11 protein-coding genes are annotated in these 11877 nt (G+C 43.1%); 1 reads left to right on the forward strand and 10 read right to left on the reverse strand.

The genetic code is table 11. The features are described from left to right. Nucleotides 1-212: 212 nt before the first annotated feature. Nucleotides 213-1793 carry an Ig-like domain-containing protein gene (locus AB1I49_RS10685; protein ID WP_201426636.1) on the forward strand — a complete coding sequence of 527 codons (1581 nt, stop codon included), beginning with the start codon at nt 213-215 and terminating at the stop codon, nt 1791-1793. Between the two features lie 84 nt (nt 1794-1877). Here the strand turns inward: AB1I49_RS10685 and AB1I49_RS10690 are convergent, their stop codons facing one another. From AB1I49_RS10690 to AB1I49_RS10735, 10 genes are read right to left on the reverse strand one after another with little or no spacing between them, the layout of a single operon-like run. Next, on the reverse strand, nt 1878-2870 hold the full coding sequence (locus AB1I49_RS10690) for a glycosyltransferase family protein (protein WP_407720966.1): 993 nt from the start codon (nt 2868-2870) through the stop codon (nt 1878-1880). Continuing rightward, nucleotides 2867-3709: an NAD-dependent epimerase/dehydratase family protein gene (locus tag AB1I49_RS10695; RefSeq protein WP_201426634.1), complete on the reverse strand. Its 843-nt coding sequence runs from the start codon at nt 3707-3709 to the stop codon at nt 2867-2869. Before AB1I49_RS10695 ends, AB1I49_RS10690 begins: the two co-directional genes overlap by 4 nt. Before the next feature lie 19 nt (nt 3710-3728). Further along, complete coding sequence (rfbC, locus tag AB1I49_RS10700; RefSeq protein WP_201426633.1) at nt 3729-4328, reverse strand: dTDP-4-dehydrorhamnose 3,5-epimerase; 600 nt, start codon at nt 4326-4328, stop codon at nt 3729-3731. A 20-nt stretch (nt 4329-4348) separates the two neighbouring features. Then, nucleotides 4349-5368 carry a dTDP-glucose 4,6-dehydratase gene (gene rfbB / locus AB1I49_RS10705; protein WP_407720967.1) on the reverse strand — a complete coding sequence of 340 codons (1020 nt, stop codon included), beginning with the start codon at nt 5366-5368 and terminating at the stop codon, nt 4349-4351. Nucleotides 5369-5387: 19 nt separating this feature from the next. Beyond that, nucleotides 5388-6269, reverse strand: coding sequence for a glucose-1-phosphate thymidylyltransferase RfbA (gene rfbA, locus AB1I49_RS10710; protein WP_201426631.1), 882 nt, complete (start codon nt 6267-6269; stop codon nt 5388-5390). A 9-nt stretch (nt 6270-6278) separates the two neighbouring features. Next, nucleotides 6279-6863 carry an acyltransferase gene (locus AB1I49_RS10715; protein ID WP_201426630.1) on the reverse strand — a complete coding sequence of 195 codons (585 nt, stop codon included), beginning with the start codon at nt 6861-6863 and terminating at the stop codon, nt 6279-6281. Next, the gene (locus AB1I49_RS10720; protein WP_201426629.1) at nt 6860-8350 is read right to left on the reverse strand and encodes an oligosaccharide flippase family protein; all 1491 of its coding nucleotides are present in this window, start codon (nt 8348-8350) and stop codon (nt 6860-6862) included. The genes AB1I49_RS10715 and AB1I49_RS10720 overlap by 4 nt, the downstream gene beginning before the upstream one ends. Then, nucleotides 8337-9398, reverse strand: a complete 1062-nt coding sequence (locus AB1I49_RS10725; RefSeq protein WP_201426628.1) for an acyltransferase family protein — start codon at nt 9396-9398, stop codon at nt 8337-8339. The genes AB1I49_RS10720 and AB1I49_RS10725 overlap by 14 nt, the downstream gene beginning before the upstream one ends. Further along, the gene (locus tag AB1I49_RS10730) at nt 9382-10623 is read right to left on the reverse strand and encodes an O-antigen ligase family protein (protein ID WP_407720968.1); all 1242 of its coding nucleotides are present in this window, start codon (nt 10621-10623) and stop codon (nt 9382-9384) included. The genes AB1I49_RS10725 and AB1I49_RS10730 overlap by 17 nt, the downstream gene beginning before the upstream one ends. Nucleotides 10624-10637: 14 nt before the next feature. After that, on the reverse strand, nt 10638-11876 hold the full coding sequence (locus tag AB1I49_RS10735; RefSeq protein ID WP_201426626.1) for a glycosyltransferase family 4 protein: 1239 nt from the start codon (nt 11874-11876) through the stop codon (nt 10638-10640). Nucleotide 11877: the final 1 nt, after the last annotated feature.

Here is an 11877-nt window from a genome sequence, read left to right on the forward strand (position 1 = left end):
TCCTTTTCTTTCGGATATATGAAGCAGGAACATTGTTTGTTCTATACTTTAATCGTATTATACAATATAAAGTACAACAAGAGTATGACAAACACGTGAAAAAACGGCATAATTTTTATAATATTTTCAGAATCGTCAGAGCAGATCATATTGCTTATGTTCATGGAATATGTTATGATAAATTTATACAAAGCATTTCAGGAGAAACAGCCATGAAATATGTTATTTCTGTTCTTCTTTCCGCCGCTCTTCTCCTCTCCGCCATACCCGCTGCGGCTGTCACAGCAACGCCCGACGAGGCTGCGGCTACAAATCCCGAAGCGCTGTACGGCGACACGGACGGCGACGGTTATATTTCCATTCAGGACGCGACTCTGCTGCAGTACGCTCTGGCAAACAGCAGCCCCGGAGCATTTGCGCCGCACTGGGACGCGGACGGCGACGGAAAGCTGACGATCAATGACGTCACGGCAATACAGCGGTTCTGCGCCGGCTATTCCGACTGCGGCAGAACAGGCCAGCACGACACGCCCTCGCCGCTGCAATCGCTGTCCTTTGAGGAAGCCGACGTCAAGTTGGGCGTCGGCGAGGAATTCCCCACTGTTCTGATTACGGACGGTGACGCGGACAAGGCGGATTATTCAAGCGCTGACCCGAGCGTAGCCTCTGTGGATAAGAGCGGCGTTATCACGGCTCGCGGGACAGGAGAAACCGTTGTGTCCTGCGACTGCGGCGGACTGCGCGCGGACTGCAGCGTTCGGGTATGTCCTGCGGCGACCTCTCTTAGTCTGAACCAAACCGAGCTCAAGCTGGGCGTCGGAGAGCAATACGACCTCGACAGCTATGTCAACAGCGGCGCGGCGGCGTACTTCCGCGCGTATTCGTCAGACGATCCGACCGTCGCTGACGTCGCCGAGGACGGCGGTATGGTCACCGCCCTTAGCGAAGGCACCGCACGCATCACCTGCACACTTCAAAACGGGGTGAAAGCGGTCTGTAACGTGACGGTCAAGCCATTCGCGCCGTCGCTGAGTCTGAACGCGTCCGAAGTCACGCTTGACGTTGGACAAAGCTTTGACTTTGACAGCTACGCGCCGTCAGGTACGGCGGCATATTACCGCGCGTACTTCAGCGAAAATCCGGACATAGCGCCGGTCGCCGAAAGCGGCGGTATCGTTACCGGAAATTCAGCAGGCCACACTAGAATCGGCTGTCAGCTCCAAAGCGGCTTTTGCGTTTATGCCGACGTCACCGTTGAGAACGGGATACGCAACAGGGTTCTTGGCTTTTTGAAGGAACAGTTCGGCAACGGCAACCGCCCGTACGTCACCTACTACAATTCGCACGCGGGCGGCAAAAAGGTTTCTACAGGCTTTGCATGGTGCGCGGTATTTGCGTGGTGCGGCATTGACCAATGCGCGACCCTGCTCGGCAAGCGCAATCCCGTCAGCCCATGCTGCCACGTCAGCGAAATGGCGAATCAGGCGCGTAAAAAAGGCGCGCTCAAAAATGCATTTAGCTCGGGCTACGTTCCCCAAAAAGGCGACCTCTTCACCACCTCGACCGTCAAAAGCCCCGGCACGGGCGGCAGGCTGCACATCGGCTTTGTGGAGTCCGTCGAAACCGACGGCAAGGGCAAGGTCACAAAGGTGCACACCATCGAGGGCAACTTCAACTGGGAGAATGCGTACCCAACCTCAACCAAGGTCAGCCGCTCGGTCTGGACAATCGGAAAAAGGCGGTACGGAGCACTGCTCTGCGAATATATCGACATAGAGAAGCTGTTTTCGTAAGGAACAAGCGGACGGAAATGTGCTGACAAACAATGTTTTCACTTCACGCAAAAACGCAGATGGAACAACGTCCATCTGCGTTCTTTATTTCAGTATTTCTGATATGCTGACGCCTAAAGAATACTCGCTGAAATTATCTTCGTAAACCTTTCTCGCATTACGGCAGATACTGTCATAATTATCTTTGTCGTCGAGCATTTTTAATGCATCTGAAAGCTCATCTGAATCCTTCTGAATAATGATCCCGTTATGGCCCGATTCAATATAGTCATGGACCGTCTTGTTTTCGGTAACAATCGTCGGTTTTGAAAGCATCATGGCCTGAAGGTAGCTTAGACTGCCCGACGAAATATTCACATCATCAAGCGGTATGATCTCGGCATAACAGTTTGCCACCATTTTTAAGTAATCATCGCCGTAACAGCTGTCAAGGCATTGGATTCCTTCCTTTTCGGCTTCATTATATGAATCGCAGATAATGACAAGCTTACCGTATTCAGCTTTCCATGCGTCTCTCAAAAATTTATAATCTCTGTTGCTTCTTCCTACGGAAAGATAATACTTTTCGCTTTCGGGATCCGGAGCAATTGTTTCCGTAACATCAGGCACGCCGATTCGGGTACAATAAAACTTATCTTCACTTATCCCGAAAAGCTCGGAATAGTATTTCTTTTCACTGTCAGACATGACAATGAGCTTCTTGATATACTTGGAAGCAACAATATATCTGATGAATTTATTGTATGTATTGTTTTTTTTCGGTTTGAAAATAAATGTCATAATATAGATATCAGGACACTTTTTCACGTGAAAGAAACGGCAGTAAAAGGCAATCAGCAAACCGTAAAACTGCTGCCACGCGATTACTTTCTCATACCTGTTACGTTTTGTAAACATTCTGAATGAGAAGAAAAAATACCTTAGATATCTGCATATTACTTTCAGCTTACTTCCCTGATATCTGTGTGTATTGCAGGTAACAATGTACCACGAAGTACCGGTTTCTTTTTCGATTGCTCTGTGGTAATCCCAGTTTTCGGGAACCTGATAATCCACCAGGATAACGTTCTTACTCATCTTTCACCATCACCATTTTTATCCATAATCATGTTTATTTTTTTTGAATCGCCCCAGACAGCCTTTGAATCATATGCTCTGTCGGGATAAGCCCCATAGTTTAGCTTGATACTGAAGTTGTTTTCTTTTATAAACGCCTCGACCCTGTCAGCCAGCTTTTCGGGTCTTCCCGAACAGATATTGATAATACCGTTTATTTCCGTCTGCGAAACGGCAGCGGCGACTTGCTGACAAAAGACGTCATAATCGACAAAATCATACTGATTCTGTCCCATTGTAAACGGAAAATACTCTTGTCCGTTTTCCTCTGCCGAAACTATCTTCGAAAAAATCGAATTACCATAAGAAGTATTTCCGACAATATAATAGCCTCTCAGCCACTGATATGAAATACCCTTCTTTGCCGTCAGCATTTCAACCAACCCGCGAAGCGCATTTTTACTGATACCATAAGGAGTTGTGGGATTACACGGAGTATCCTCCTTGATTGAGCCTTCATAAAAACCAATTTCGTGCATTGAACCGATTACGGCTATCCGTCCGATACCTGATTCGATACATCTGTTCAGGAAAGAATAGTGTTTTGGCAAATCAATAATATGGGCGTCCGAATAATAGACAAAACCGTCGCGCCACGCCATGTGCAGGAGTGCATCGGGCTCGCCGAAAAACCGATACGGATTCTCCGTATTAAAAACATCTCCGGCTATCCTGATTGCCCTGCTGTCAATATTGTCAACGCTGAAGTCAGTTGCAACAACTTCAGCACCGGTATCGAGCAGCTTCTTTACAACGCCGCGTCCAAGATAACCATTAGCTCCTGTAACCAATATTTTCATAGCGATCTCCTGTCTGTTATTATTTCAGTCCGCTCCAAAGCTGGTCTTTTTCGCTCAGCTTCAGCGGGGTTCCGTCAATCAATGAATACCCCGACGCGTTTGCGGTACCATCGTATTCGCCGGTGATGCCTACAGAAGCCCAATCTATTCCGATGGAAGGGTCGTTCCACGCAAGACCGCCTTCATCATTCGGGTGATAAAAATCGTCGCATTTATAACAGAACTCCGCGACATCACTCAACACAAGAAAACCGTGAGCAAAGCCGCGCGGAATCAGAAACTGCTTTTTATTTTCCTCTGTCAGTTCAACGCCGAACCACTTTCCGAAAGTTTCGCTGCCGCTTCTCAGATCAACCGCGACATCGAATACGGATCCTTTGATAACTCTTACAAGCTTTGTCTGAGGAAACTGCTTCTGAAAATGCAGCCCCCTCAATACGCCCTTTGTTGACATAGACTGATTATCCTGTACAAAGGTGATGTCAAGTCCAGCTTCTTTCATATCATTACCGTTATAGGTTTCCATGAAATATCCACGGCTGTCACCGTGAACGGCGGGAGTGATAACGCAAAGTCCCTCAATACCGCCGACATTTTTCTCAACTGTAATCTGTCCCATTGTATAATTCTGCCTCCAAATTATCTGTCAGCGTACATTTTTTCATAATAGTTCTGATACTCGCCGCTGATTATTTCTTCCCACCAGTCACGGTTCTCGAGATACCACTTAATCGTCTTTTTGATTCCGTCCGCAAACTTGGTTTCGGGCAGCCAGCCCAGCTCACTATGAATTTTAGTCGGATCAATAGCATAGCGCATATCGTGACCTTTGCGGTCAGTAACATATGTAATAAGGCTTTCGGGCTTATCAAGCTCCTTGCAAATCAGCTTTACGATATCGATATTTCTCATTTCATTGTGACCGCCGACGTTGTAGACCTCACCGACCCTGCCCTTGTGTATGATAAGATCAATGGCACGGCAATGATCCTCAACGTATAACCAGTCGCGAACATTGATTCCTTCGCCGTAAACAGGCAGCGGTTTATCAGCAAGAGCGTTGGCAATCATAAGCGGAATAAGCTTTTCGGGAAAATGATACGGTCCGTAGTTGTTCGAGCATCTCGAAATCGTGACAGGCAGTCCATAAGTCCTGTGATAGGCAAGCACGAGCAGATCGGCACCGGCTTTTGAACTGCTGTAGGGTGAACTTGTATGTATGGGAGTATCTTCCGTGAAGAACAAATCGGGTCTGTCAAGCGGCAGATCGCCGTAAACCTCATCTGTAGACACCTGATGATAACGTGTAATACCGTACTTGCGGCAGGCGTCCATCAATACTTCCGTACCGATAATATTGGTCTGCAAAAAAATCTCAGGGTTTTCAATCGAGCGGTCAACATGGCTTTCCGCCGCAAAGTTGACAACGATATCAGGCTTCTCTTCTTCAAACAGCTTTTCTACTGCTTCTCTGTCACAGATATCCGCTCTGACGAATCTGAAATTAGGATTATCCATCACCGACTTGAGAGTTGATAAATTACCTGCATAAGTCAGCTTATCAAGACAAATGATCCTGTAATCCGGATACTGCTTCAGCATATGAAACACAAAATTTGAACCGATAAATCCCGCTCCACCGGTAACAATAATCGTCATAATTATCCCCCTTAATAATTTATTTCAGTTTTCCTTCTGCCACTGATTTCAGATGTTCTCCATACGGAGATTTGCCGTACATCTCAGCAGACGCCATCAACTGTCCGGCGTCTATCCATTTATACCTGAAGGCAATTTCCTCAGGTGCCGAAACCATAACGCCTTGCTGTTCTTCAATCATATGAATATAATCCGACGCAAGCAGCAAGCTTTCCATGGTTCCTGTATCAAGCCACGCAAAGCCTCTGCTTAACAGCTTGACATTCAGACTATTCTCAGTCAGGTACATATCATTTAACGTGGTAATTTCCAATTCGCCTCTTGCGGACGGTTTTACTTCCTCCGCCATTTCGGCAACGCCTGACGGATAAAAATACAGGCCCGTAATCGCATAGTTGCTTTTCGGATTCTGCGGCTTTTCTTCTACCGAAAGAACATTGCCGTCTTTGTCAAAGTCAACGATTCCGTATCTCTCAGGATCCTTTACATAATATCCGAAAACTGTCGCCTTTCCGTTTTCAGCAGCTTTTTTTGCGTCATTCATCAGCCTGAAAAGGCCGTTGCCGTAAAAAATGTTATCTCCAAGAATCATGGCGCAGCTGTCGTCGCCGATAAAATCCTTACCGATAATGAACGCCTGGGCAAGTCCGTCGGGAGATGGCTGGACAGCATAGGACAAATTAACTCCAAACTGGCTTCCGTCACCCAACAGCGCTTCAAACCGCGGCGTATCCTGAGGTGTAGAGATAATAAGAATATCCTTGATTTCAGCCAGCATCAAAGTTGAAAGCGGATAATAAATCATAGGCTTGTCATAAACAGGCAAAAGCTGCTTGGATGTAACCTTCGTCATAGGATAAAGCCTCGTACCGCTGCCTCCCGCAAGAATTATACCCTTCATATTATCGACCTAACACCTTTCCCATTCATTTGTATCAAAATTATATTTTTTTATCACTCTCGCAGGATTACCTGCAAGCAGACAATCACTCTTAAATGATTTGGTCACTACACTTCCCGCACCGATAATACAGTTATCACCTATCTCGACGCCGGGAAGAACAACAGCTTTTTCCCCAAGGAAACAGTTTTTACCGATTTTTGTCGCTTTTCTTATCATAGGCTGAGCTTCATACCGCTTTCCGCACTCGGGATCCATTCCATGTTCCGAATCTCCGATAAAGCAGTATCCGGTTATCAAGGTATCTTCACCAATCTCAACTCTGTTACAACAACTGATTGTAATATTTCTGCCTATAAAAACATTGTCACCGATAATCAATTCCGGTTCAAGCTTTTCTCCGGAGATATTCTCAAAACACATCAGTCTTGAGTACGGTGAAATTCTGGTATGCGTACCTAACCTGATATGTTTTCCGCCGCCAATCTGCGCATGCTCGCGGATATAGGAACCCTTGCCGAATTTAACGCCCTTTCTGGCAAATGAATTTCCGAAAAAGACCTTTAGAATGATTGCTTTAATCAGTTTTTTCATTTTTTCTTTCTCCTGAATTTTAATAACAAATTTCTGATTATATTTCTGATTGTTTCTTTGTCTTTATAAATAAACAACAGATATACAGCCGAAAGTGAGATATAAACAAAAGCACCCACAAGAACTTCTATCAGCAGTGTAAACAATGAATCGGAAATGAAAAGCGTAACAAGTCTGACAGAAAAATACATTGCAATACCGATGATAACAAACGGCACAGCCAATACAAACGCTTCTTTCCAATCTATCTGTTTTCTGCAAATCAAGGAAATCAGCACCAAAGAAATAGTTTCTGAGAGGATCGAGCCGATAACCACTCCGTATACTCCTAACGGTCCGAGAAGCAGCATGGAAACAGCAACATTCAGTACCGCGGAAATTATTGTGATTATCATATACTCTTTGTCCTTGTGCATGGGAATGAGTATCTGTGTTCTCACAACGTCCGCAAGAGCGACTATGAGAATAGTACTGCTCAGCATATTAATGATTCCGACGCACTCCAGAAAGCTTTCTCCGTAGTATATGTTTACAAACAGATCTCCGACAGACAACAGTCCGAAAATTGAAGCAAACGAAATGAAATAAATGAACAGCAATGAAAACGTCCTGTATTTCTTTGCTTCGGATAATTCATTCCTGCTGATAAAAACACAAGCCCGCGAATACATGACGGTACTAATTACTGTTGCAATTGTTCTGGGTACAAGAACAATCTTGTTTGAATATTCATAATACGCGACATTCTCCTTTGTAGAGAATATGCCAAGGAGCGTTTTGTCAAAAAACGTAAACAACAAGGTTGCAACAGAAGCGATAAACAGCACCATCAACGGAGATATTTGCATTTTGCAGTCCGCAAACGAAAAACGGATAGGTTTTACGTATTTAAAAGTGGGCGGAAGAAGTACCACCATTCCGAGCAATATGGACAAAGCCATTATCAGGGTATACTTCCAGAGGTCGTCCGGACTCTTTACAAACAGGAAAATAAGTACGAATTCCGCGGCTTTAACAATAGTGTTACGGATCACCACGCCATTGAATTTTTCTATTCCGTAATAGAACCAAGTAATGTCAAAAAAAGCAGAAAGAACATAAAAACCCTGAAGCAGGAAAACAACCCTGTCATTGCCGCCGCAGGCAAACGCAAAGACCATATATGCCGCAAAGACAAAAGCGGATACAACGGCATGAACCGTAAATAAGCTCCAGTATACCTTCCTCAGCTCAATGACGTTTCCTTTTTTTTCAGCGATTATTCTTTGACCGTATTTTGAGATTCCCAAATTTGCAAGAACCACAAATATTTGTCCGATAGAATAAGAATATGAATACACGCCCAAGGCGGTATCGCCCAGCGTTCTTGTCAGATACGGCGCCAAAACTAACGGCAGAACAAGAATGAGCACTTGATATATAAACTGAAAGGATAGATTCTTTTTTACGGAATCTCCCTGTATTTTTTCCGGGCTATTTTGTTCCATTGTTGAGGTGCCCCTCCTTTATTTGACGCTTCTTATTAAAATAAGAATTAATCGGTTTTTCAATCCATCTGTTTATTGAATAAGCCAACAAAATTGAAACAACAATCGGTATTATCAATACGAATTCGCCAAAAGCCTGATCGTACCCTATCGTTTTAATGATTGCACATCCTATATTCTGATGAACCAGATATAGCGGGTACGAAATTCCTGCAATAAATGTGAACGGGTGAATTATTTTGTTGACGATTTTATTGCCGGTCTGCCCCTTAGAGGACAGGCATACCGTCACTATCAGAAAAGCAAAAGCTAATATGATAAAAATAAAATACTCTAATCCCAGATGTCTCCATAAATAATAAAACGACAGGAGAATCTCAAAATAAATAAGTATTCTCTTCCATCTTTTCATTTTTGTTTCAAGCAAGAAATAAACCAAATATCCCAAAATAAATATCGGTCCATATTTTGCAATCATGAATTTATCGACGAATTTTCCGACAACATCGATATTTATAAAATCCCTTATAATTAAAATAAACAACCATACCAACGATATCTGCGGAATAATCTTTTTCTTCTTGAATACGATAACAGCCAAAGCAGTAAACAAGTAGAACAGCAGTTCATATTGCAAAGTCCAATATACTCCGTCTACAGGCGCGACTCCGAAAAAGGATTCGAGCATTGTGAAGTTGATGGCAAAATCAATCCATGATACAGCTCTTTCGGGAAGAAAGAAATATGTAATAATACCCGTCAAAATCAGCGCGACCCAATACGCGGGAAACAGTCTGAGAAACTTTTTAAAGCAAAACAATCGAAGCCCTGTTGACTCCTTCGTGTATTTGATTGAAAAATACCCGCTCAACATAAAGAAAACAGAAACACCCATGTATCCAAAAGATACTTGTACCGGCCATGGATTATCCTGATTGATTACTTCAAAAAACCTGAAAGTGTAGTGATACAGAAGGACCAGCAGGCACGCTACTCCGCGCACAAAATCCAGATTCAGATTACGAGTGTTATTAATGGCTTTTTTCATTTACTCTCTCCAAAGAATTATGATTTGCTCTTATCATTTCAAGCTTATTCATATTAGAAATCAAAATTAAAATCAGAAACAAGCCAACACCTGTAATTGAACCTGATATATGAATGATCAGCTGAATAAAAAGCAGTAAACCGTAATCATAGCCCAACACGGAATCAGACTCCGATTTAAAAATTGAATATACAAAAAATACGCCGTAAGAAATCAAAGAGATCAGTCCGCCCTGATACAAAAGGGTCAATATTGCGTTATGGCAATGGCTGAACGCGAGAGCGTATCTTGTCAGACCAAATGTCGTCGATGTCTGAACTCCATATCCGAAGAACGGCGACCGGGAGATATCCTGCAGCGCGTATCCCCATAAGAGCGTTCTGTTTGATAATGACAAGTCTTTTCCCAGAACGCCTTCAATCAGCCATGAAAAATTATTCTGAATATTGAAAAATACAATAAGAACAGAAAAGCAAACGCCGATAACAGCCATGTTTCTAGGGTTAATATGAGTTCTTATTACTTTCAAATTTTTTAACAGGAGCAAAACAATTATGGCTATTACAGAAACCAGCAGCGTAGTTGAATGTGAAAGAATCGCTGTAACAAGGCTCAAAACTGACGGAAGCAGCAGCGGAAATCTGCCTTTTTTCTGCATCAAATAATTGAGCGTCATTGAAAATGCGTAATAAGGAATTATCAGGTTACAGATGCTGTTCTTAAATCCCCAAAACCATACGTATAATGAATCCGCACCCAAATAAACAATTCTGTCCATCGGGATTCCGCCGGGAAATACCACAAGAGTGATCAAATTAATTATTACAATGATTTCCAGCCAGCCCTTCATTACCTTGCATAACAGAACCGGACACTTGTTTAAAAAAATCTCAGCGCCTACATAAAAGCAAAAGAAACCTCCCCATGCCGATAAAAATGAGCTGATTGAGGCGTGCTGAATAATCGTTGAAAAGAACAGCGAACAGATGCATATAAAAAACAATACCGTGGGAAGTGTGATTTGCTTTTTGAAGCTCCTGTAAAAAAACAATAAAAGACTGGTTCCGCACGCGGCAATTCTCCAATAATACAGAATGACGTCAAAAAAGAACGCAAAGCTTGAGGAGTACTGCAATCCTGTGGGAAATAAAAACGGTGCCAAAACAAACAGCATCAACAGGGTTTGTTGAAGTTTTGATACCGATATTCTTATACCATTGTCCATATATATTGCTCACCTCAATTAAATAACTTGCCAAGCATTGAAAAATGCATCTCCGGAGTATATTCGGTTTCAACTTTTTTTCTTGCGTTTTTTCCGAATTCGACCACTTTGTTACCGGATAATATTTCCATTACCTTATCAGCCAGATCCTCTGGATTTTTAGGCTCAAAAAGAAGCCCGGTTCCATGATCTTCCACAATCTCCGAAAAACAACCTATGTCGGAAGCTATAACAGGTTTTCCGTAGGCATACGCTTCCAGTACAGTATTAGGCATATTTTCGTACCATATTGCCGGACACAACAAACAAATGCATTTTGAAATCAGTTCGGCAAGCTCGCTGCCTCTTTTAAATCCGACAAACTCAACCCTCTCTGCCAAGCCGTTATCTTCAATCAGTTTTTTTATTTCGGAATCGCGCTCGGTCAACTCACCCGTAATCTTTAATTTCAGATCCGGATATTTCTTTAAGTATTTCATTGCCTCGACTGCATACTTCGCTCCTTTTTCAGGCACAAGCCTTCCCAGAAACAGAAGATATCCTTCATTTGAATAATCGGGAACAATCTTTTCCGAATCAATAAACGTATTGATTTTTACGATTTTTGAGGCGTCAAATCCACCCTCAATGAGTTTTTTTCTCGTAAACTCAGTTGGTGTGACAAAATAGTCGACATACTTGTACAGGTCGTGCGATCTGTGATATTTCATCGACCGGCATCTTATGACGGAAGCCGCCTTTGAACCGTGATAACATCTGTTTTTAATGCCGTTATTGAGATCTCCGCCAAGGCATAGTTCGCATACATCTTCGCCCATCAGAAAATCATTTCTGGGACATACAAGGTTAAAATCCGATATTCTGTGTACAACCTTCAGGCCTCTTTTTTTTGCCGCCTTAAAGATGCTCGGCGAAAGCGTGTTGATTACCTGAAGCGCATACAGCACTTTGGGATTTTCTTTATCAATCAGTTCGTTAAGATTCTTTACCGCTTCTTTATTATAAAAAGCGCCGCGCAGAGTCTTGTAAACAGAGGAAGGCGTTTTTTTGATCTGGTCGTAATAAACGCTGTCCCCGCCGCGGCTGCTTATAAAATACTTTGAATATTCCGAAGGCTTATTCTGTGAATAATTTACGGAAAACGGAACCGGCTCATAACCGATCCTCTGACAGTTCTCCATAAACTTGAACATATACACTTCCGGTCCTCCGGAAACATAATATCTGTAATTTGCAACAATAATCTTATCCATC

It is taken from the genome of Ruminococcus sp. NATIVEDY160, from assembly GCF_045819885.1.
Lineage (GTDB): Bacteria > Bacillota > Clostridia > Oscillospirales > Acutalibacteraceae > Ruminococcoides.

Excerpts from the sequence above, each read along its gene's own strand:
- AB1I49_RS10720 (WP_201426629.1), bottom strand. The coding sequence starts at position 8,350 with ATGGAACAAAATAGCCCGGAAAAAATACAGGGAGATTCCGTAAAAAAG.
- AB1I49_RS10695 (WP_201426634.1), bottom strand. The coding sequence starts at position 3,709 with ATGAAAATATTGGTTACAGGAGCTAATGGTTATCTTGGACGCGGCGTT.
- rfbB (WP_407720967.1), bottom strand. The coding sequence starts at position 5,368 with ATGACGATTATTGTTACCGGTGGAGCGGGATTTATCGGTTCAAATTTT.
- AB1I49_RS10715 (WP_201426630.1), bottom strand. The coding sequence starts at position 6,863 with ATGAAAAAACTGATTAAAGCAATCATTCTAAAGGTCTTTTTCGGAAAT.
- rfbA (WP_201426631.1), bottom strand. The coding sequence starts at position 6,269 with ATGAAGGGTATAATTCTTGCGGGAGGCAGCGGTACGAGGCTTTATCCT.
- AB1I49_RS10730 (WP_407720968.1), bottom strand. The coding sequence starts at position 10,623 with ATGGACAATGGTATAAGAATATCGGTATCAAAACTTCAACAAACCCTG.
- rfbC (WP_201426633.1), bottom strand. The coding sequence starts at position 4,328 with ATGGGACAGATTACAGTTGAGAAAAATGTCGGCGGTATTGAGGGACTT.
- AB1I49_RS10690 (WP_407720966.1), bottom strand. The coding sequence starts at position 2,870 with ATGAGTAAGAACGTTATCCTGGTGGATTATCAGGTTCCCGAAAACTGG.
- AB1I49_RS10735 (WP_201426626.1), bottom strand. The coding sequence starts at position 11,876 with ATGGATAAGATTATTGTTGCAAATTACAGATATTATGTTTCCGGAGGA.
- AB1I49_RS10685 (WP_201426636.1), top strand. The coding sequence starts at position 213 with ATGAAATATGTTATTTCTGTTCTTCTTTCCGCCGCTCTTCTCCTCTCC.
- AB1I49_RS10725 (WP_201426628.1), bottom strand. The coding sequence starts at position 9,398 with ATGAAAAAAGCCATTAATAACACTCGTAATCTGAATCTGGATTTTGTG.